Raw genomic sequence first — 21,852 nt, 5'->3', positions numbered from 1 at the left:
GATAATGCACTGTTTTAAAATAAGAAAGGGCCGCTAAATGGCAGCCCCTCTTTAGTATATTGTTACCGCGATCAGTTGGCTTGACGGCGAAGGAAGGCCGGTATTTCGATCCGATCCTGCTCCGGGTCGTCCTCGACATGTGCAGGTGCCGTAGCGTCAGATTGGCGCAATACCGGCTGCTGGCGGGCCGGTTGCTGCGCCGGAGTATCGGCTGCGTGGCCGGTCATGCGATCAATCAGGCGGTTAAAACCAAATCGCGGGCGGTCGGCATCCCCATGATTATCGGAGACCTCCTGTGGCCGAGGCGCAGGATGACCTCTTTCAGCCGGAGGTACATTCTGGACGGCTGCCTGCAAGCGCCTCAGAGCTTCGGGTGATGGCGATCCTGCGGGTGCTTGCGGCTGAGGTGCGACAAAGCTTTCTGGGGCGTATTCGACCGGCTCGGGAGTCGGCTCGAATTCGGCCACGCGCGGCTGATAAGCCGGGGGTGGCAGGCCGTCATCATCCTGTTCTGCGCGCGGTTGGAACTGCGGTTCCATCGGCTCTTCAGTTGCCTCAAACAGCGAAGGTTCACGCGTTGGTTCGGGCTGAGGTTCAGGTTCGGCGCTTGCCGCCACTGACATTTCTTCCAGGGCCGCTTCCTCTGCAGAAACCGAACGGGTCAGCGGTGCCGACATCGAACGACGCGCGACAGGCACATCATCCTGCTTTTCGCTGGCGTCGATACCTGTTGCCACAACCGAAACGCGCATGCCGCCTTCCATTGCGGTGTCCAGCGTGGAGCCGACGATGATATTCGCCTCAGGATCCACTTCCTCACGGATACGGTTTGCGGCTTCGTCCAGTTCGAACAGGGTCAGGTCGTGGCTGCCGGTGATGTTGATCAGAACGCCCTTGGCGCCCTTGAGGCTGATTTCATCCAACAGCGGGTTCGCGATGGCCTTCTCGGCGGCCTGTACGGCGCGATCTTCGCCGGTGGCTTCGCCCGTGCCCATCATCGCCTTGCCCATCTCGTCCATAACGGCGCGAACATCCGCGAAGTCGAGGTTGATCAGGCCCGGACGCACCATCAGGTCGGTCACGCCTTTGACACCCTGATACAGAACGTCATCCGCCATCGAAAACGCCTCGGTAAACGTGGTCTTTTCGTTGGCCAGACGGAACAGGTTCTGGTTTGGAATGATGATCAGCGTGTCGACTACGCGCTGCAAGGCTTCAACACCGTCTTCGGCCTGACGCATCCGCTTGGCGCCTTCGAACTGGAAAGGCTTGGTCACAACACCGACGGTCAAAACACCCAATTCACGCGCTGCCTGCGCGATGATCGGTGCGGCACCCGTGCCGGTGCCACCGCCCATACCGGCCGTGATGAAGCACATATGCGCGCCTGCCAGATGGTCTACAATCTGCTCGATGCTTTCTTCGGCAGCTGCCGCACCCACTGTCGGACGCGCGCCCGCACCCAGACCTTCGGTGACTTTCACGCCCAGTTGAACTCGTGACGAAGACTGGCTTTGCTGCAGCGCCTGGGCATCGGTGTTGGCAACGACAAAATCGACACCGTCCAACTGTTTTTCAATCATGTTGTTGACGGCGTTACCGCCCGCTCCGCCAACGCCAAAAACTGTAATCCGAGGCTTCAGCTCGTCGTGCCCGGGCATCGAAAGATTCAATGTCATGCTTCTGTCCGCCTGTTTATATAACCCGCCAACGCGGTGTTTTTCTTACCTATCCACTAACAATCCTACCGATCCAAACGGCAAACGTCACGCCAAAAATCGCGAAAATCCACAAAATATGGAGGAAATAAGGCACCTGGAAACAGTATTTGGCAGAGATTGCCAGATGTTGCGGAATTATCTCAAAGCACCACAAAACATGCGACGCTCGCGCCACTGTTGACGGGCGCGTCACTTGCAATTCATTCACATTCTGTCTGCGGAAAACTGCTCAAGCCCTCTCGCAAGGCCTCTGACGGGCCCTGTGGATATCTTGCGGGATTTTGACAGCCCCTGCAAGATATTTCTTTAGCTAATTGGGGCACTTGGGCAGTTAAGACCTTTCTCAGAAATGTCCCTGACCTCTTGAATTTCTGTCCTGGAGAAACCGACCATTCGCACCATCAACTGGTCTTCATACAAAAACGGCCACCAGCAAACTGGCAGACCATCCTCGTCATCGTCGTACAGAAAGCAAATCTGCCCATTAGGAGTTGTAATTTTCCCGTACACACAACCCTTGCCCTCCATACGCCAGACCGAGAGAGTCGGGCTCAGGAACTCTTCGGTGCCGACCAGTATACCGCTGTCATAGACGTGAAACTTTACGGTCTTTCCTTGAACGGCCCCCAGGAAGGCTTCGGGTGTGATACGGGTCTGAGCCTCTATCGCTGACGGCACAGCCATGACCAGCGCCGCGATCGCGGCTTTACCAGTTGTCACGGAACCACCGCACAGCGCGCTTGAACGGGCGTGCGGAATAGGTGTCTACGGGGATTTCAAAATCCCACCATTCATCCTGTGGGTTGGCTGCAAACAGGCTTAGCCCCACAACCGAAGAGAACCCCGGCCCTGTGGCCGATTGCGGCAACCCATGGACCCGCAGCGGGCGACCAAGGCGAACACGCTGCCCCAGAATACGAGAGGCCAACCCGTCCAGCCCCATGATTTGGCTGCCGCCTCCGGTCAGGACGATCTGCTGACTGGGCATGTGCTCAAAGCCAGCCGCATCCAGCCGTACACGCACTTCCTCCAGGATTTCTTCGACACGTGGACGCATGATACCTATCAACTCTGCCCGGCTGACAGTACGGCGGTCATGTTCCCAATCGCCGGTATCACCGCCAATGTCGATCAGGTCGCGGTCATCCGCGCCGGTCGCGTGAACGCCGCCATTGAATGTCTTGATCCGTTCGGCAACAGAGGCCGGAACGCCCAGCCCCATCGAGATGTCACTGGTCACATGATCCCCACCCATGCGCACGCAATCGGCATAGATCATGTGTTTCTTCATGAATATTGACACGCTGGTGGTGCCACCGCCCATGTCGATACAGGCCGCACCCAGTTCCTGTTCATCCTCAACCAGCGCCGAAATACCCGAGACATAGGCCGAATTCGCGATACCGGCCAATTCGAGATCGCAACGCTTGATACAGCGCACGATATTCTGGATTGCAACCGCGTCCACGGTCAGCATGTGCATATCGACGGCCAGCGATTGCCCCATCTGACCCCTTGGGTCGATCAGGCCCGATCGGTTATCCAGCGCAAAATTCACCGGCTGAGCATGTAGGACTTCGCGACCCACACCATAGTCGGGCACGTCACAGGCATTCAGAACCCGGCCGACTTCGGCCTCGGTTACCAGCTGACCTTCCAGATCCACCTGGGCATCCAAACCATAGGACCGCGGGTTTGCCCCTGAGAAACAGGCGATCACATGGTCGACACGGATATCTGCCATTTTCTGCGCGGCTTGAAGCGCGGTTCGAATGGCGCGCTCGGTCTCCTGCATCGCAGTGACTTCGCCAAATTGCACACCACGGGAACGCGTGGTCGCGGCACCGATCACCCGAAACCCGGATTGTCCGGCCAAAGACCCGATGCCACTGTCCTCGTGCAAACGTCCGGCGCCGTCGAACCGCAGCACAAGGCAGGAAATCTTAGAGCTCCCGACATCCAGAATAGCGACAACGCCGCGTTGCATCGCCTGCCTGCGCATTTGCCGCATGGCCCGTTGGGACTGATAAAGATCGGTCATCATTGTCGTTACTGCCCGCTACTCACATCTACTTTTGTATTCCACCAGTCTTCGCTGGCGGCTTTGGTCATTCGGATTGTTGGTCGCTGACCCAGGCGCATATCCACCACGGCCACATCGCGTTCCAGAAGATCCTGAACCTCGTTCACGGCCAACACGCGTTCTAATGCGCGCACTGGCCGTTCCGTCGGCAACATGATGCGCTGACCGCGATCCAGAACCAGATCCCAGCGACGTTCGCCAATTCGCACCAGACCGCGCACCCGATTGCCAAGACTGCTGGCTGTGGCCGTCAGTTGCAGCGCTTCGGGTACATAGGAATCCGCGCCCTCACCCGCGATCAGTGGCAGATTGGAGTGATCCTGCCGCGATGCGATGATTTCAACATGCGCGCCGGTTTCATCCAGCAATTCGACCCCTCGACGGGTACGCCAGACAATGGCGGGCTGCCGTTCGACAACATCCACCTGCAGGATACCTCCGGGACGGATGCGCACAGAGGCGGATTTAACCGGATCCAGCCCTGTGATCGTTTCGCGCATCTGTTCGACATCCAGGTCCCAGGAACTGATTGGGAAGTCCAGCGGCACCACTTCACGAATGTCTTCCGAAAGGTTGGTTCCCGCCCCATCAATCGCCATCAGGTTGACCATGAATTCTGGTCGCTGCTGGATCGAGATTTTCACATCATGGACATGAGCCACAATCGCTTCGCGCCGGTCCTGAGAGCTGAAATACCCGCCAAGCGCAGCACACACAGCGAAGACCGGCAGCCCGTATTTCAGGCCACGGCGAACACCAGGCGTCAACATCCAGCGCTGCAACCGATAGCTTAGGCGGGACGGCGCCGGATCAAACGCCGATGACTTACGCCCCCAAAGCCGCCGCAGGCGGAACTTGGGTTCTACATTGTTGCGGTCCCCCGAAGCGAAATCGGCATCCGGACCAGCAAGTGGCTTTGACCGGTGGATAACCGGCGCACGGGTGGCTGTCAGCGGTCGCATGATGCGTCCTCCACCATCCATGCGCAAAACAGGCCGAAGGTTATCCCGCAATGCGCGCCCTGTTCCGGAGCCAGTGACGTCGGCGTCATTCCTGGCTGGGTGTTGGTTTCCAGCAGGAACAAGCCCTCTGCGCCCTTGCTGTCATCCCACCGAAAATCTGTGCGGCTGACGCCTTTGCAACCCAACAGATCATGCGCCTGTTTGGCAAAGCCCATACAAAGGTCAAAAATGTCCTGCGGGATTTCAGCAGGCAGCACATGCCACGACCCACCCGGCTTGTACTTGGCATCGTAATCGTACCAGCCATCCGTCATGATTTCTGTCACGGTCAAAGCGCGGTCGCCCATGACTGTGACGGTCAACTCGCGGCCAGCCACATATTGTTCGACCATTACCAGTTCGGGCATGTCGTCTGCCAGTTTCGGTGGAGTGTTGGCGCCTTCATGCACCAGATAAATCCCGACGCTGGAACCCTCGTTGTTGGGCTTTACCACATAGGGCGGTTCCATCATGTGACGCGCGGCAACTTCGGATTTGGCCTCGATCACACTTTCGGCGACTGGCAGACCCGCGATACGGAACGCCGCTTTGCTGCGCTGCTTGTCCATGGCCAACGCCGATGCCAGCACACCGGAATGAGTATAGGGAATACGCAACCACTCCAGCAGACCCTGCACGCAGCCATCCTCGCCCCAGCGACCATGCAGAGCGTTGAAGACCACATCCGGCTTGATATCCAAAAGGCGCACATAGAGGTCCGGACCCGCGTCCAGTTCGACCACTTCAAAGCCTTCTCCCCTTAGGGCGGCCGCGCATTCGCGCCCAGAGCTGAGAGACACCTCACGTTCCGCCGAGGGTCCACCCATCAATACCGCCACTTTGGGGTTTGTCCTGCTCGAACTACCCACGTCGTGCGCCTCAAATCCTGCGGACCTTATGTGGTGGTCCGTCCTGCTTTATGCCTTTGATCCGTCGCCCTATTTTGCCTGTTTTGGGTCTGACGGTCGGGGCTTTAATCTGTCAGCGGATCACCGACCCGCATGATTTCCCACTCTAGCGTGATGCCGCTTGTTTCGTAAACCTTTTTTCGCACATCTTCGCCCAACCCTTCGAGGTCGGCAGCGGTGGCAGAGCCGGTGTTGATCAGAAAATTGGAATGCTTGGGGCTCATCTGCGCCCCGCCCCGCATCACGCCCCGCATTCCCGCGTCGTCGATCACCTTCCAGGCCTTGAGGTCATGCACATCATCCGCGCGACCGGTTGAGGAAAATCCCGCCGGATTGCGAAAGGTCGAGCCCGCGCTGCGATCTTTGGTCGGCTGGGTCTCATCCCGCTTTTTCAACTGCGAGTCCATGCGGGCATGCAGTTCATCAGGATCACCTAGGGGGCCTTCGAACGTGGCCGAGATCAGCACCGCACCCTCAGGCAGATCCGACTGACGATAGCGAAAATTCAGTTCTTCGGGCGTCAGATCGACGACCTGCCCTTGCCGCGTAATGATCGTCGCCTTGCACAGAACATCCGCCGTATAGCTGCCATAACATCCCGCATTCATCCGCACAGCGCCGCCAATCGACCCCGGAATGGTTCGCAAAAACGTCAGGTCCACGCCCGCATCAGCTGCCTTGCGCGCCACATGCGCATCCAGCGCTGCCGCGCCTGCGGTGACAATGTTGCCCTCAATCGAGATGCCATTAAATCCCCGGCCCAACCGGATCACTACGGCGCGCAGCCCACCGTCCCGGACGATCAGGTTTGAGCCGACGCCCATCGGGAAAACCGTGATATCGTCAGGCAAGTCGCGCAGAAACTGCTGCAGGTCTTCCTGGTCGGCGGGTTGAAAGAGGTAATCCGCCGGTCCTCCGACCCGCAACCAGGTCAGATCATTCAGCGGGCGGTTCTGGGTGAGCTTGCCGCGTGGCGAGGGAACAGAAGTCATGGCCGCTAATTCGCGGATTCGAACCGCCAAAGCAAGCTGTATCCGCTATTGCGCGGCACCCAGGATCCGACGCAACCACCGGCCCAGATAAATCACGGGCCAACGCAGTACCGAGATCCCAGCAACCAGAACAATCAACCCGATCCACGGACCGTTCTGCAGCGTGACATAGCCAACGATAGGAATACCCGCAGCAATCAAGAAATAGGCGCGGGTCCAGTGATTATCCTTGCTGGGGATCATCGCCAGGACATTCGCAACAACTCCCCACAGGGCGGCAAGGGCAATGGACCAATTCATTCGTCGTCCCCTCGGCCTGTCCAACGTTGCCAATAGTGGCGAATTGGGTTTCGGAACATGGATGCAAAAGCCGCAAAGCCCAGGACCGAAAAGAACCAGCCGAAATCGTAACCCAGCCAGACAATCAGCGCCGGCGCAACGATAACCAACACAATCCCCGGTGGAAATTGCAGGCGCATCGGTAGCATGGCCACGATAGTCGATGCTATGACCCACAACCCTGCAAATAATACCGAATACGCCAAATCTTGCCTCCGAGACCGCTTTTTCTGCGGTTGCACGATCACTCTTTAGGGTTGCACCACAAAAGAGTCCATTACGTCACATCGCCTGTTATTTCTGCAAGCGCGAAGGCAGGCCATTGGCCCAGGCGCTGATCGTACCGGCACCAAGGCAGACAACCATGTCTCCGGGGCGGGCCTGTTCACGAACCAGGCGTTCAAGATCGGATTCGTCCATCAAAGCGCGGGCATGTCGATGCCCATGCCGGATCAGCCCCTGAACCAGGTCATCGCGGGACGCCCCTTCGATCGGGTCCTCTCCGGCAGCGAAAATATCGGCGATGGCAACAACGTCGGCGTCATTGAAACAGGTACAGAAATCATCGAACAGATTAGACAAACGCGAATACCTGTGGGGTTGATGGACCGCTATCACTCGGCCTTCGGTGGCCTGGCGTGCGGCTTTCAGAACCGCTGCGATTTCAACCGGGTGGTGACCGTAATCGTCGATGATCGTGACGCCATCGACCTCACCCACTTTGGTAAAGCGACGATTGACGCCACCGAAATGAGCCAACGCTTCGCGGATTTCGGCGGCTTTCATGCCCAGATGGCGGGCAACAGCGACGGCCGACAATGCGTTCGAGACGTTGTGGTCGCCGGGCATCGGCAGGGTGCAACCCTCGATCCTCTTGTCTTCGTATTGCAGGTGAATGTCGAAATGTGCGACGCCGCCCTTATAGGTCAGGTTCTCGGCCCGCACATCCGCCTGCGCGTTGAAACCATAAGTCCGCACGCGCCGGTCTGTGATGCGACCCACCAGTGTTTGCACTTCGGCGTGGTCGGTGCAGCAGACGGCAAGCCCGTAAAACGGCAGGTTCGAGACAAATTCATAGAACCCGTCGCGCAGCTGGTCGAAATCGCCCCAATGCTCCATGTGCTCGGGGTCGATATTGGTGACAATGGCAATGGTCGCAGGCAGACGGTTGAACGAGCCGTCGGATTCGTCCGCCTCGACCACCATCCATTCGCCCTGCCCCATCCGCGCGTTCGAGCCATAAGCGTGAATGATGCCGCCATTGATCACGGTCGGGTCAAACTCCCCCGCCACCATCAGTTCCGCCATCATCGTGGTGGTGGTGGTTTTGCCATGGGTTCCGGCAATGGCGATGTTGGATTTCAGGCGCATCAGCTCGGCCAGCATATCGGCCCGGCGCACCACTGGCAGGCCGCGCGCACGGGCGCCGTCCAGCTCCGGGTTGCCCGGTTTGATCGCGGTCGACACCACAACCACGGCGGCGTTCTCAAGGTTTTCAGCACTTTGACCGACAAAGATCTCGGCCCCCAGACCCGCCAAACGGTCGGTGATCTTCGACGCCTTCAGGTCCGAGCCTTGAACCCGATAGCCCAGATTTAAAAGCACCTCGGCAATGCCCGACATCCCGATCCCGCCGATACCCACGAAATGGATCGGCCCGACATCCTGCGGCAGTTTGGTTGCTGGGGTCATGCGGTCTCCTTCTGCGCCAACTGTTCGACCTGGGCGACCAAACGCTCGGTCGCGTCCGGTGCGCCGGTCGATAAGGCGGCATGGGCCATCTTTTGCGCGGCTTCGGGGTTTGTCAGAACTGCGGTGATTTGCTGTGTCAGCGAAGGAACGTCAAGCAGGTTCTCTGGGATCATGATTGCCCCTCCGGCCTGAACCAGCCCGCGTGCATTGGCGGTCTGATGATCGCCCGCTGCGGCGGCATACGGGATCAGGATCGAGGGCCGCCCGATGACGGATATATCCGCCACACTTGACGCGCCTGAGCGTGATATCACCAGCTGCGCATCAGACATGCGACGGGGCACATCCTGAAAGAACGGTTTCACTTCGGCACGGATACCGTGGTCGTCATATAACGCGGAAACACGGGCGCCGTCTTCGTCACGGGCCTGATGTGCGACACGAATATGTCGGCGCATCTCATCAGGCAGCGCGGCAATCGCTTCGGGCACAATCTGACTTAGGATGCGCGCACCTTGCGAGCCACCCATCACCAGGATCGACATCGGGTAATCGCCCGGTGGGATATAGCCCGCCGCAGCCCGGTCCAGCACGGCGGCCCGAACCGGGTTGCCGGTATGTATGCCCTTTGCACCGTCCGGCAGATCAGTCGGCCAGACACCACAAGCCACCTGCGCCACGCGGGTCGCAAACAGCTGATTCACGCGGCCCAAAACGCCGTTCTGCTCATGGATCATGCGCGGGATCTTCAACATCGTCGCAGCGCCCAGCGCTGGGATCGAGGGGTAACCGCCAAAGCCGACCACGACGTCCGGTCGGTCGCGCAGCATCTGAAACGCCATACCGGCGACACCACCTGCGATCTTGGGACCGACCATCAGTTTGGCGGCCAGTCCGCCACGAGCGAAGGTTGCCGAGGACGCCTCGACAATTTCAGTCGAATGCGGAAAGCCACCCGTATATCGTGCGCCGCGCGTATCGGTGGACAAGCGCACACGCCAGCCCCTGTGCAGCATCGCCTCGGCTAGCGCCTGAGCCGGGAACATGTGGCCCCCGGTCCCGCCAGCCGCAATCAGAAGGTAGGGTTTGCCCATCAGCCTCGTCCGCGTAGAATATCACCAAGTTCGCCCTGTGGGCGGGTGCGGGTAAACGCCAGAAGCATGCCGATTGCAATACCACCTGCAATCAGCGAGGACCCACCATAGCTAACGAACGGCAAAGTCATGCCTTTGGCAGGCAAAAGGCGCACGGCGACGCCCATATTGATCATCGCCTGAACCCCGAACATGCAGGCCAGACCGGTGCCCGCCAGGCGGATGAACATGTCGCGCTCGCGCATCAGCCGCAGCAATGACCGCACGACGATCAGGGAATACAGCGCGATGATGATCAGCACCAGGATCAGGCCATATTCCTCGGCCGCGACAGCGATGATGAAATCCGTATGGGCATCGGGCAGCGACCATTTCACCTGCCCTTCACCCACGCCGACACCGAAAAGCCCGCCCTCGCGGATCGCATTGGTGGCATAGCCCAGCTGGGTGGTCGGATCGACCTCTTGGTTCAGAAATCCGTCAATACGTCGGGCGAAATGTTCCGAGTTGGAATAGGCGAACATACCGCCTAGCACGACAAACCCCGCCATACCAACCAGCAACAACATCGGCGCACCGGCAACGAAATACATCACGCCCCAGCCAAACAGGATCAGGCAGGCCTGACCAAAATCGGGCTGCATAACCAACATGGCGACAATCGCCATGCACAGCGCAAAAGACCATAGCCGACCGGGCGGGCCGTTGATCTGTTGTGATGCGGCCAGCAACCAGGCCGCCACAACGATAAACCCGGGTTTCAGAAATTCAGACGGCTGCAGCGAGGCAAAGCCAAGCGAATACCAGCGCACCGCACCTTTGCCAAAATCTGTGCCAAAGACGGGAAGGAAGACCAGCGCGACAAAAGCAGCAAGAAACCCCAACACCGCCAGACGTCGAACCAGTGTGGGCGACATCATCGAGGTCAGCAGCATCGCAACAAGCGCCAATCCGCCGAACAGCGCCTGGCGTTCGACGTAATGGAACGGGTCGAACCCGTTGCGACCAGCCAGCGGCGGCGATGAGGCCAGCCCCAGCAACAGCCCGATGACAAACAGGATCAGTACGCAGGACATCGTCCAACGATCAATCGTCCGCCACCACTTTGGTAGAATCGGTTCTCCGCGCTGGTCCTGAACCGCGCCATACACCATCTCAGTCATGAGATACCGCCACTATCTGCCTCGTCAACGCCCCGTTTTCGGGGTCTACGAGCGAGTCTACAGGGGTTTTAGTGTTTGGGCTAGTGGAATGACGCCGCAACAGAGGGAAATTGGCGCCTTCAAGCCAGTGATCCGCTTCAGGGCTTCCCGTCCCGGGCGTTCGGAACACCTAGGGAACAAGATCGTAGTGCTTTATCCTCCTGGATTCGACCAATTCAGCCTTTTTTCCCAGTTGAACTGTGACTTGGGAAATGCGCGTGATCACTGAACCGCCCTCCTGTGCAGTGCGTCATATTGAGCTTCCTTGTCGGGCGTATTCTGGCACATGGTATTCCGGCCAATATCACAAATGTTCCAACTGCCAATTTCATTCCATTTTCCCAAACCAATCAGAGGACGGATCCACAGTCACGGACGGACGATTGCAGCGCGTGTTTACGTCTCCCCCTTGCCATCCCAGCCATTCCACGCCATCCCCCGCGCATGACTTATGATACGATCATCCTGGGCGCCGGTGCTGCTGGCTTGATGTGTGCCGCCCATTGCGTTGGGCGCGTTCTGGTGATCGACCACGCGAAGGCGCCGGGTGAGAAAATCCGCATCTCGGGCGGCGGGCGGTGTAATTTCACCAATATGTACGCGGGGCCGGGCAACTTCCTGTCTCAGAACCCGCATTTCTGTAAGTCCGCATTGGCGCGCTACACGCAGTGGGATTTCATTGAAATGGTCGGGCGTCATGACATCGCTTGGCACGAGAAAACACTGGGACAGCTGTTCTGCGACGGTTCCTCGAAACAGATCATCCAAATGTTGCTGGATGAAATAGAGCGCGCCGGGGCCGAGCTGTGGGTAAGGACCGAGATGAAGGACCTGTGCAAAACCGACACTGGTTTCGCGCTGACGGTTGAACGCGAGGGACAGCGTCATGCCCTGACCTGCACCAATCTGGTTCTGGCCACGGGTGGCAAGTCGATCCCTAAAATGGGGGCGACGGGTCTGGCTTATGACATCGCACACCAGTTTGGATTGCGGATGACCGAGACACGCGCGGCTCTGGTGCCGTTCACCTTTACCGACGGCAGATTCAAGGACCTGTCCGGTGTCTCGCTGCCGACGCGGCTGTCGAACGACCGGACCAGCTTTGACGAGGCTTTGCTTTTCACCCATCGCGGCCTCAGCGGACCAGCTGCGCTGCAACTATCCTCATACTGGCGCGAGGGTGAGGCGATCCGGGTCAACCTGATCCAGGATATGCCACTGTTCGACCTGCTGCGAGATCAGCGCCAAAACAGCGGACGCAAAGCCCTGACTACTGAACTTTCCCGGCAGTTACCCGCGCGATTGGTCGATTTCCTGAGCCAACACATTCCCATGCAAGGCAATTTGGCCGACCAATCGGACACCGCCCTTTCGGACCTGGTCGAGGCCCTGTCGAACTGGCATCTGACCCCGTCCGGGACCGAAGGCTATCGCACCGCCGAGGTCACGCTGGGCGGCATCGACACCGATGATCTGTCGTCAAAAACGATGGAGGCCAGGGATGTCCCCGGCCTCTATGCGATAGGTGAAGCGGTGGATGTCACCGGTTGGCTGGGCGGGTACAATTTCCAATGGGCATGGTCCTCAGGCCATGCCGCTGGAACTGCAATCGCCAGTCGTGGTTAGCCGACACGGTATTTGCGCGGCACTAGCCGACGACGTTGTACCCACGGCCACGCATGCAGTTACGCACCAACACTTCTTTGTTCTGGTTCTTGTTGATCACATCCGCACCGGCGCCAACCAACGCACCTGCAACTGCAGCACGGCCCAGATTATCGCTGCTGTCCTGTACTATCCCGGTCACTGCGGCTGCGCCAACGGCGCCGATGGCTGCATTCCCGGCCGTGGTGCCATCAACAGATGCCTGCGATGCCGCAAGCTGTTGGCACTGCTGCAGATCAACGTTGTAATTAGGGCCAACCGGACCATCGATGATCGGCTGGTAGTTTGCGCCAGTGTTGGTGCAGGCACCCGCAATCAGAATGGCAGGCAGGATCAGGGAAAACTTACGATATGGCATAGTCATAACCTCGTGTTGAATTTGACGGGTAGCAAAACCAAAAAATATGGCGCGTCAAGCTGATAGCATCTCAGCTTGGCCCAACCGGCGATCTATTGCAAATGGCGTGTCCTAAAGCCGTTTACGAACCTGTTCTGCAAAATCCTCACCGCGTTGTTCGAAATTGTCATATTGATCAAAACTGGCTGCGGCAGGGGCCAGCAAAATCGTCTCGCCCGACTGCGCGTCGTTCATTGCCTGTTCAACGGCTTCTGCCATTGTGGTGCAAACCAGGGTATCTGCATGTAACTGCATTGCAAATCCGGCAGCTTCGCGCCCGATCACATAAGCCTTGAGCACATGTTCACTGGCTGAGTTGAGTGCAGACAACCCGCCCTCTTTCTCAAGCCCGCCACAGATCCAGCGGACCTTCTTGAACGCGTTCAACGCCTTTACTGCGCTGTCGACATTGGTCGCCTTTGAATCGTTTACATAGGTGACCCCATCCGCTTCGGCGATGATCTGACTGCGATGCGGCAGGCCCGGATAGCTGTGCAACGCATCCTGAATGATCCGAGGGGCCAACCCCAACGCGCGGCACGCGGCGTAGGCGGCACAGGCATTCTGGTGATTGTGTGCACCGGGCAGACCTTTGATCTCGCGCAGGTCAATCGACCCTGCCTGTCGCCCCTTGCGATACTCCGACAGGAACCCTTTGCGCGCAAATACCTGCCATCCGGGTCCGGTCAACTTGCGGGCAACCGAGATACGGATCACCCGGTCATCCGTTGGCGCTTCGGCCAGCTGACCGGCCAGAAAGGCGCCTTCGTCCTCATCCACTCCGATCACGGCACGGTCAGGGCCACCTTCGGCAAACAGACGGCGCTTGGCGGCGAAATAGCCCCCCGTGCCGCCGTGACGATCCAGATGATCCGGTGACAGATTGGTGAAAACGGCCACATCAGGTGTCAGCGACCGCGCAAGCTCTGTCTGATAACTCGACAACTCCAACACCACGACCGAGCCATTGCCGCCTGGATCAATGTCCAAGACGCCTCGGCCGATATTCCCCGCCAGCTGCGCCTCACGGCCAGCTTCGGTCAGGATATGATGGATAAGGGCGGCGGTGGTTGATTTCCCGTTCGACCCGGTCACCGCAACCACGCGGGGCGGAGTATCCAGATTGTCCCATTCCGGCCCGGCAAACGAGCGGAAGAACAAACCGATATCGTTATCCACCGGCACCCCGGCCTCAAGCGCTGCGGCCACCACAGGGTTCGGCGATGGGTAGAGATGCGGTATCCCGGGCGAGACAATCAGACAGGCAACCTCATCAAACGCCCCGTGACGGCCTAGATCGCAGCATGTGAACCCTTCGGCTTCGGCCGCCGCGCGTGCAGCCGGATTATCATCCCAGCAGACGGGTTCGGCATTACCGGCCCGCAAGGCGCGCGCCGTGGTCAGGCCAGACCGACCCAGCCCCAGAACCGCAACTTTCTGTCCTGAAAACCCTTTGACCGGGATCATATTTCCCACCTTCTTTCGACTTCAAATGCGCCGACACACTGCACAGATGAACCTGCCATTGGCAAGATCGACAGCAGGTTCGTGCGCAGCGCGAGCCCGGCCCAACAGGAGGCGGCGGGCCGGCTGTCCTCCGAACCTGCCGGGAGCCTACCGGACCTTCAGCGTCGCAAGCCCAATCATCGCCAGGATTAAAGAAATGATCCAGAACCGGATCACGATGGTGGGTTCTGCCCACCCCTTTTTCTCATAGTGATGATGGATCGGGGCCATCAGAAACACGCGACGACCTGTGCGTTTGAAATACAGCACTTGGATGATCACGCTCAGCGCTTCGACCACGAACAGACCTCCGACGACAGCCAACACCAATTCGTGTTTGGTGGCCACCGCAATCGCTCCCAAAGCGCCGCCCAAGGCAAGCGATCCGGTGTCCCCCATGAACACGGCCGCAGGCGGCGCGTTGTACCATAGAAACCCAAGGCCAGCGCCGAACAGGGCCGAGGTGAAAATAAAGATCTCGCCGGTTCCGGGCACGTAATGCACATCCAGATACTCGGTAAAGTCGACCCGGCCCACTGCATAGGCGATAATCCCCAGGGTCGATGCGGCGATCATTGCGGGCATGATCGCCAGGCCGTCCAGCCCGTCGGTCAGGTTCACCGCATTTGCTGACCCAACGATCACGACGATCGCGAAGGGAATGTAGAATATCCCCAGATTGAGCAGCGTGTCTTTGAATACCGGCACAGCAAGCTGATTCTGCAGCGCCTCAGGGTGGTGCATCGTGGCCCAAATTGAGGCCAGAACTGCGATAATCACACCAAGTCCTAACCGCATTTTCCCCGAAACACCTTTGGTGTTTTGCTTGGATACTTTGGCATAGTCATCTGCAAACCCGATGGCGGCATAGGCCAGCGTCACGAATAAGACCATCCAGACATAGGGGTTGTCCCAGCGCGCCCAGACCAGTGTGGATGTGACCAGCGCGCCCACGATCAGCAAGCCGCCCATGGTCGGCGTGCCCGCTTTGGAGAAGTGCCCCTCGGGGCCATCATCGCGGATCGGTTGCCCTTTGCCCTGCTTGCGGCGCAGAACATTGATCAGCGGTTTGCCAAAGATAAACCCGAAAATCAGCGCTGTCATAAAGGCACCGCCCGCCCGGAACGTGATGTACCGGAAGAGATTGAAAAAATCCCCTCCGTCCGACAGGCCGGTCAACCAATAGAGCATATCAATACCTTTCCCGTGCGGCGATCATGGCTCAAGCGCGTCCCCTTGCCCCATTTCCCGCAAACCGTCAACAATTCGCGCCAGCGCCATGCTGAGTGATCCTTTGGCAAGAACAGTGTCGCCTGCGCAGATCAGCTCTGGCAGCCGTTCAGCCATCTCAACGCTGGTCTCAAACCAAAGTCCGCGCTTTTCCGCTGGCAACGCATCGTAAAGCGCTTTCATAAGCGGGCCAATGCAGTGAACCTGATCCATCTGCGTCATAGCCGCGACATTCGCCATCGCTGCATGCATGGGGATCTCTTGCGCGCCCAGCTCTTTCATATCACCCAGAAACGCGATCCGGCGCATGCCCTGTGAGGCGGCCAAAACTTCCAAGGCAGCCTCCATCGAAGTTGGATTGGCGTTATAGCTGTCGTCCAGCAATTCGATCTGACCACCACCGGCCAGCGAAATCTGCTCGCGAACGCCGCGACCTTTTACCGGCGACCAGTTGCGCAGGCCGGTGATGGCGTCGTTCAGGTCAACACCAAGTTCAACGCAGGCGGCCAATGCCCCAAGCGCATTCATGGCGAAATGAGTGCCTGCTGATTGCACATCAAAAGAGATGTCTTTTCCGTCGACGCCGGCCGTTGCATGGACCGAGTCAGGTTTTTGCAAAACTCCGGTCAGCACGTAATCTGACGCAGCGCGCCCAAAATCGACGATCCCTGCTCCGGCCTCATCTGCGTATTGGCGCAGGATGTCGGCGTGTTCGATATCCGCATTCACGATGGCCGCACCGCCCGGGACCAACCCTTCGAATATCGCGGCTTTCTCTTTCGCTATACCTGCAACCGACTCGAATGCTTCCAGATGGACTGCCGCAACTGTGGTGACCATTCCCACGTGTGGACGGGCCTGACGCGCCAGCGGAGCAATCTCTCCGGGATGATTCATCCCGATCTCGATCACAGCGAATTCGGTATCGCGCGGCATCCGCGCCAGCGTCAGCGGCACACCCCAATGGTTGTTGTAGCTGGCAACGCTGGCATGAGTTTTCCCCTGCGTTTCCAGAATATTGGCTAGCATTTCCTTGGTCGATGTCTTGCCGACGCTGCCGGTTACACCGACCACGCGCGCCTCTGTCCGGGCACGAGCCGCCTGTCCCAGCGCCTCAAGCCCGGTCTGCACGTCCTCGACGATCAGTAACGGCGCGTCCGGGGAAACGCCTTCGGGTATCTGCGAGACCAGCGCGGCGCCTGCGCCCTTCTCAAGCGCTTGCGTCACAAAGTCGTGACCATCGCGCGCCGCCTTCAGCGCAACAAATAGATCTCCGGGCTGCAATGTGCGGGTGTCGATGGATACGCCATTGACCTGCCAATCGGCGGTGGCACGCCCGCCAGTGGCCGCAACAGCCTCGGCCGCAGTCCAGAGCGTCATGCTACCCTCCCGTCGAGGGCGGCCACGCTGATGCTGGCCTGTTCTACGTCGTCGAAAGGTAAAACCTGATCGCCCACGATCTGGCCTGTCTCGTGCCCTTTACCGGCGATCAGCAGCGCATCACCCGGTTGCAGGGCATCTATGCCGCGCAGGATGGCTTCGGCACGATCACCCACTTCGGTTGCCTCGGGCGCGCCCAGCATCACCGCAGTACGAATGGTAGCTGGGTCTTCGGTGCGGGGATTGTCGTCGGTAACAAATACCACATCAGCGTTATTGGCCGCAGCCTTGCCCATCAGCGGTCGCTTGGTCGCATCACGATCTCCGCCGGCACCGATGACGGCAATCAGCCGGCCCATAACATGAGGGCGCAAAGCCTTGAGTGCCGTGGCCACAGCATCTGGCGTATGGGCGTAATCGACAAACACAGCAGCTCCGTTTTCACGCGTCGCAGCCAGTTGCATCCGTCCCCGGACCGTCGTCAGATGCGGCAGGGTCTCGAAAACACGCGTGGGATCTTCGCCACCAGCGATCACCAGCCCACATGCCAGCAGGATGTTTTCAGCCTGGAACCCACCGATCAGGTTCAATCGGGTCTGATATACCTTACCCTGCCACGAAAACCGCAGATCCTGCCCGGTTGCATCAAAGCGCTGATTGAGCAGACACAGATCTGCATCACCCAATCCAACGGTCAGCACATTTTGCCCACGGGTTTCAGCGATACGACGAACCTGCCCACCCTTTGGATCGCTCATGTTGACCACAACCGTGCCGTCCTGAGGCAACACGCGGTCGAAAAGTCCTGCTTTGGCGGCAAAATACGCCTCGAAGGTTTCGTGATAATCCAGATGATCCTGGGTGAAATTCGAGAAACCCGCTGCCGCCAACTGTACCCCGTCCAGGCGGCGCTGCTCGAGACCATGCGAGGATGCTTCCATCGCGGCATGTGTCACACCGTTCTCAGCCGCGTCGGCCAAACACCGATGCAGGGTGATCGGTTCGGGCGTTGTATGCGCCAAAGGGGTAGTCCATGCGCCCTCGACCCCGGTTGTCCCCAGGTTGACGGCCGCATGACCCAGTTCCATCCAGATTTGGCGGACAAAGGTCGCGACAGAGGTTTTACCATTGGTCCCCGTCACAGCCACGATGGTCTGAGGCTGCTTTCCGAACCACAGTGCTGCGCATCCTGCCAGCGCCTGCCTTGGGTCTTCAACCACCACCAGCGCGGCATCCGACCCCGCAAGCACGCCCGCTGCGACCTCGGCCCCTTCGGCATCGGTGAGGATTGCGGCGGCCCCCATGCGCAGAGCATATTGAATGAACTCTGCGCCATGGACGCGCGTTCCCGGAACTGCCGCAAACAGATAACCGTCTTTGACCTCGCGGCTATCAACGGCCAACCCGGTAATCTCAGGGTTTGCACCCGCACGTGCGGTCAGGGCCAGTTGGCTGAGTTTCTTAGTCCTAGTGCCCATGACCCACCTTTCGCCGGACGCCTAATTCGAGGTCAGCGTTATAGCAGCGCGCGCCTCAGGCTCAAGCCGGGGGCGCAATCCCAACAAGGGCGCGACACGCCCGATCAGCTCCGCAGCCACAGGTACGGCTGTCCACCCTGCTGTACGGCGTTTTTCGCCATAGGCCACGATGGAAGGTTCATCCAGAGTGACGATAAGTACGTACTTCGGATCATAGGCCGGGAAGATCGTCGCAAAAGTGGCGATGACTTTGTCATCATAGTACCCACCGCGCGGCTTCGGTTTGTCTGCCGTACCGGTTTTACCTGCCACGTCATAGCCGGCGACATCGCCAAAGCTCGCTGTGCCGTCGGTGACAACCTTGCGCAGCATCTTCTGCGCCTGCGTCGCAGCGCCCAGAGACATCACGCGCGGGCCATATTGTGACCCGCTCCTGCGCAGAATCGTTGGGCTGACATAATACCCGCCATTGGCAATCGCCGCATATCCCGCCGCCAGATGCATCGGGCTGGTCGACAAGCCATGGCCATAAGAAATGGTCACTGTGCTCAGCTCACCCCATTTCTTGGGCTTGAGCGGCTCGCCACCTTTTGCTTCGACAATCTCGAACGGGGTCGGTTCGAACATGCCCAGCGAACGCAGGAATTCCTGTTGCCGCTGCGCGCCAATTTGCAGCGCCAGACGCCCAGTACCCCGGTTCGAGCTGTGGACGATCACATCCGCCACGCTGATCTTGCCGTAATTCTTGCCGTTGAACTCACCAATCGGAAAACGACCGATTTTCATCGGACCCGAGGTGTCGATGATCGTTTCAGAATTCACCAGACCAAGCTGAATTGCCTGCGCAGCGGTGAATATCTTGAACACCGATCCCAACTCGTACACGCCCTGCACATAGCGGTTGAACAAGGGGCTGTCCGATGGATCGAACCCCGACGTCGGGGGGCGCGGGCGATCATTGGGATCAAAGGATGGCAGCGACGCCGCCGAGATGACCTCGCCCGTATGCGCATCCATCAAAACGGCTGAGGCGCCTTTGGCGTTCATGATCTTCATGCCACCAAAAAGCACCTGTTCGACAGCGGCCTGTACAGTCAGATCCAGCGAGAGTTGCAGCGGCTTGTTTCCGTTGGCAGGGTCCCGCAGATAATCGTCGAATTGCTTTTCAATCCCGGCCACGCCGATCACCTCGGCAGCACTGACGCCTTCACGCCCAAAACCTGACCCGCCAAGGATATGTGCTGCCAGCTTGCCATTCGGGTAAAGGCGCATTTCGCGCGGGCCGAACAGAATACCTGGATCACCGATGTCATGCACGGCTTGCTTCTGCTCGGGCGAGATGCGCTTTTTGATCCACAGGAACTTGCGGTTGCCGGTGAAATCCTTGATCAGACGGTCTTTTTCCAAATCCGGGAAGATTGCCACCAGTTGATCCGCGGCGGCAATCGGATCGATCATCAACGGCGGCTGGGCATAGACGGAATAGGTGTCCAGGTTGGTGGCCAGAATGCGCCCTTCGCGGTCAACAATATTGGCGCGCTGCATCGCGATTGTGGCACCGGGGGCGTTGGCCAAGGGTTCTTGCGCCTCGGACGTCGCAAGCATCCCCATCCGAACACCAACCACCGAGAAGGCGCAAAAGAAGAAAAGTCCCAGCACCAGCAAACGGCCCTCGGCCCGAGCACGGGCCCTGTCCTTCATATCTTCATGGCGCTTCTGGATGTTTTCGCGCTCGATAACCTTGGGATTTTCACCGCGTGCACGCGCATCCAGGACACGGGCCAGAGGGCGGAGGGGCGTGCGCGTCATGGGAACTGCACCTCTCCCAACGCCTTAATGTTGGTTATCGCCTGCAATTCGATGGGATCGACAATCGGAAGATCTGGATCCTCGGCATAGGCAACCTGATCCGCGCGCCCAAACTGCTCTGCTCGCAAGGGCAGCAGGCCGAGACGTTCAAAATTCAGATCCGCCAGCTCTCGAAGACGATCAGGACGGTTCAAATAAGCCCATTCCGCATTCAGAACGGCCAGTCGGACCTGCGCCACGCCGATCTCTCGTTGCAGTGTTTGCGTTTCTTTCACAACTTGCTGGGTGCGGTAGTTCTCTTGATACGCCCAAAGGGCCACCCCGAACACGGCCAAGGCAGTCAACACATACAATACACTCTTCATTTTGCCCTTCCCCCTAGTTGTGGCATCCCAATGGCGCGGGCTTCAATTTCCCCCGCCGGAGCCTCAGTGCGCACAGCAACACGCAGCTTGGCTGAGCGCGAACGCGGATTTTCTTGTAATTCCTGCTCGTCCGGCCCCACTGCCTTACGGGTTTTGAGCGTAAATTGCGGCTGGTCCTGCGCAATTTCGGGCGCATAGCGATTTGCCCGGCCTGTTTTGCCCGCCCGCGACTGAAAGAACCGCTTGACCATGCGGTCTTCGATCGAATGAAACGTCACAACAGCCAGCTGCCCGCCAGGTTTCAGCGCGCGCTCAGCGGCCATCAGGCCCTGGAACAATTCTTCATATTCTGCATTCACCGCGATGCGCAGCCCCTGAAAGCTGCGTGTCGCGGGATGCGATTGACCGGGTTTGGGCCTGGGCAGACAGGATTCGATAAGCCCCACCAACCGCAAGGTGGTTGTGATCGGCTCTTCCGCCCGCGCCTTGACGATAGCCCTGGCAATTCGCCTGCTGGCGCGTTCTTCACCATAGTGAAACAGGATGTCGGCCAGCTGCGCTTCGCTTGCGGTGTTGACCAGATCAGCCGCGCTTTCGCCGTCCTGGCTCATGCGCATGTCCAGCGGGCCGTCCTTCATAAAGGAAAAGCCACGCTCGGCCAAATCCAGCTGCATCGAGGAAACCCCAAGGTCCAGCACCACCCCGTCCAAGTTCTGAGCGTATTCGTCCAGACGCGAAAAGACGCCGGGCTGCATCACCAGCCGATCACTATAGCCCTTGGCCCAGTCCGCAGCCATTTCAAAGGCCAGCGGATCACGATCAACGCCGACGACCTTGTCCGCGCCTGCCTCGAGCAGGCCACGGGTATATCCTCCGGCACCAAAGGTTCCGTCCAACCAAACGCCCGACACCGGAGAGACCGCAGCCAGCAAAGGGCGCAATAATACCGGAATATGTGGTTTGTCAGAAGAGGTTTGCGCACCGGCCATG

At 58.9% G+C, this 21,852-nt stretch carries 20 protein-coding genes; 1 reads left to right on the top strand and 19 read right to left on the bottom strand.

Features of this window, described 5'->3' with window-relative positions:
• Positions 1 to 71 precede the first annotated feature (71 nt).
• The 11 genes from ftsZ to ftsW form a co-directional block, all read right to left on the bottom strand.
• Complete coding sequence (gene ftsZ / locus AC2FHW_RS12630) at positions 72 to 1,679, bottom strand: cell division protein FtsZ (RefSeq protein WP_496677586.1); 1,608 nt, start codon at positions 1,677 to 1,679, stop codon at positions 72 to 74.
• 348 nt (positions 1,680 to 2,027) lie between these two features.
• The gene (locus AC2FHW_RS12625) at positions 2,028 to 2,441 is read right to left on the bottom strand and encodes a hypothetical protein (protein WP_496677587.1); all 414 of its coding nucleotides are present in this window, start codon (positions 2,439 to 2,441) and stop codon (positions 2,028 to 2,030) included.
• A complete protein-coding gene (ftsA, locus tag AC2FHW_RS12620) occupies positions 2,428 to 3,762 on the bottom strand; it encodes a cell division protein FtsA (protein ID WP_142635187.1) in 1,335 nt (444 codons plus the stop codon). The genes AC2FHW_RS12625 and ftsA overlap by 14 nt, the downstream gene beginning before the upstream one ends.
• A gap of 8 nt (positions 3,763 to 3,770) precedes the next feature.
• Positions 3,771 to 4,766: a cell division protein FtsQ/DivIB gene (locus AC2FHW_RS12615; RefSeq protein ID WP_142635027.1), complete on the bottom strand. Its 996-nt coding sequence runs from the start codon at positions 4,764 to 4,766 to the stop codon at positions 3,771 to 3,773.
• Positions 4,754 to 5,632, bottom strand: a complete 879-nt coding sequence (locus AC2FHW_RS12610) for a D-alanine--D-alanine ligase (protein ID WP_271950281.1) — start codon at positions 5,630 to 5,632, stop codon at positions 4,754 to 4,756. Before AC2FHW_RS12610 ends, AC2FHW_RS12615 begins: the two co-directional genes overlap by 13 nt.
• 146 nt (positions 5,633 to 5,778) lie before the next feature.
• On the bottom strand, positions 5,779 to 6,705 hold the full coding sequence (gene murB, locus AC2FHW_RS12605) for a UDP-N-acetylmuramate dehydrogenase (protein ID WP_271950283.1): 927 nt from the start codon (positions 6,703 to 6,705) through the stop codon (positions 5,779 to 5,781).
• 45 nt (positions 6,706 to 6,750) lie between these two features.
• Positions 6,751 to 7,005 carry a DUF2484 family protein gene (locus AC2FHW_RS12600; RefSeq protein WP_142635031.1) on the bottom strand — a complete coding sequence of 85 codons (255 nt, stop codon included), beginning with the start codon at positions 7,003 to 7,005 and terminating at the stop codon, positions 6,751 to 6,753.
• Positions 7,002 to 7,286 (bottom strand): DUF2484 family protein, encoded by a 285-nt coding sequence (locus AC2FHW_RS12595; protein WP_496689714.1) that lies wholly within the window; start codon positions 7,284 to 7,286, stop codon positions 7,002 to 7,004. Before AC2FHW_RS12595 ends, AC2FHW_RS12600 begins: the two co-directional genes overlap by 4 nt.
• A 52-nt stretch (positions 7,287 to 7,338) precedes the next feature.
• A complete protein-coding gene (gene murC, locus AC2FHW_RS12590) occupies positions 7,339 to 8,736 on the bottom strand; it encodes a UDP-N-acetylmuramate--L-alanine ligase (protein WP_142635035.1) in 1,398 nt (465 codons plus the stop codon).
• On the bottom strand, positions 8,733 to 9,830 hold the full coding sequence (locus AC2FHW_RS12585) for a UDP-N-acetylglucosamine--N-acetylmuramyl-(pentapeptide) pyrophosphoryl-undecaprenol N-acetylglucosamine transferase (RefSeq protein ID WP_271950286.1): 1,098 nt from the start codon (positions 9,828 to 9,830) through the stop codon (positions 8,733 to 8,735). Before AC2FHW_RS12585 ends, murC begins: the two co-directional genes overlap by 4 nt.
• A complete protein-coding gene (ftsW, locus tag AC2FHW_RS12580; protein WP_142635039.1) occupies positions 9,830 to 10,993 on the bottom strand; it encodes a putative lipid II flippase FtsW in 1,164 nt (387 codons plus the stop codon). Before ftsW ends, AC2FHW_RS12585 begins: the two co-directional genes overlap by 1 nt.
• A gap of 483 nt (positions 10,994 to 11,476) precedes the next feature.
• Between ftsW and AC2FHW_RS12575 the strand changes: the two genes are divergently transcribed.
• Positions 11,477 to 12,658, top strand: coding sequence for a BaiN/RdsA family NAD(P)/FAD-dependent oxidoreductase (locus AC2FHW_RS12575; protein ID WP_496690899.1), 1,182 nt, complete (start codon positions 11,477 to 11,479; stop codon positions 12,656 to 12,658).
• Between the two features lie 22 nt (positions 12,659 to 12,680).
• On the opposite strand, the gene AC2FHW_RS12570 is transcribed toward AC2FHW_RS12575, so the two are convergent.
• From AC2FHW_RS12570 to rsmH, 8 genes are all read right to left on the bottom strand, one after another.
• Positions 12,681 to 13,055 (bottom strand): glycine zipper family protein, encoded by a 375-nt coding sequence (locus AC2FHW_RS12570; protein WP_246097157.1) that lies wholly within the window; start codon positions 13,053 to 13,055, stop codon positions 12,681 to 12,683.
• A 111-nt stretch (positions 13,056 to 13,166) separates the two neighbouring features.
• The gene (gene murD / locus AC2FHW_RS12565; RefSeq protein WP_496822012.1) at positions 13,167 to 14,561 is read right to left on the bottom strand and encodes a UDP-N-acetylmuramoyl-L-alanine--D-glutamate ligase; all 1,395 of its coding nucleotides are present in this window, start codon (positions 14,559 to 14,561) and stop codon (positions 13,167 to 13,169) included.
• Positions 14,562 to 14,708: 147 nt separating this feature from the next.
• The gene (gene mraY / locus AC2FHW_RS12560) at positions 14,709 to 15,791 is read right to left on the bottom strand and encodes a phospho-N-acetylmuramoyl-pentapeptide-transferase (RefSeq protein WP_142635045.1); all 1,083 of its coding nucleotides are present in this window, start codon (positions 15,789 to 15,791) and stop codon (positions 14,709 to 14,711) included.
• Between the two features lie 24 nt (positions 15,792 to 15,815).
• Complete coding sequence (locus AC2FHW_RS12555; protein WP_496677596.1) at positions 15,816 to 17,210, bottom strand: UDP-N-acetylmuramoyl-tripeptide--D-alanyl-D-alanine ligase; 1,395 nt, start codon at positions 17,208 to 17,210, stop codon at positions 15,816 to 15,818.
• On the bottom strand, positions 17,207 to 18,688 hold the full coding sequence (locus tag AC2FHW_RS12550) for a UDP-N-acetylmuramoyl-L-alanyl-D-glutamate--2,6-diaminopimelate ligase (RefSeq protein WP_496822010.1): 1,482 nt from the start codon (positions 18,686 to 18,688) through the stop codon (positions 17,207 to 17,209). Before AC2FHW_RS12550 ends, AC2FHW_RS12555 begins: the two co-directional genes overlap by 4 nt.
• A gap of 21 nt (positions 18,689 to 18,709) precedes the next feature.
• A complete protein-coding gene (locus AC2FHW_RS12545) occupies positions 18,710 to 20,497 on the bottom strand; it encodes a peptidoglycan D,D-transpeptidase FtsI family protein (RefSeq protein WP_142635051.1) in 1,788 nt (595 codons plus the stop codon).
• Entirely contained in the window at positions 20,494 to 20,862 is a 369-nt protein-coding gene (ftsL, locus tag AC2FHW_RS12540) for a cell division protein FtsL (RefSeq protein WP_142635053.1), read from the bottom strand. Before ftsL ends, AC2FHW_RS12545 begins: the two co-directional genes overlap by 4 nt.
• Positions 20,859 to 21,851, bottom strand: a complete 993-nt coding sequence (gene rsmH / locus AC2FHW_RS12535; RefSeq protein WP_142635189.1) for a 16S rRNA (cytosine(1402)-N(4))-methyltransferase RsmH — start codon at positions 21,849 to 21,851, stop codon at positions 20,859 to 20,861. The genes ftsL and rsmH overlap by 4 nt, the downstream gene beginning before the upstream one ends.
• Position 21,852 lies beyond the last annotated feature (1 nt).

Source organism: Ruegeria sp. YTSA108 (assembly GCF_059610185.1).
The sequence above is the reverse complement of the archived record's forward strand: the minus strand, read 5'-3'. Positions and strand labels throughout refer to the sequence as shown.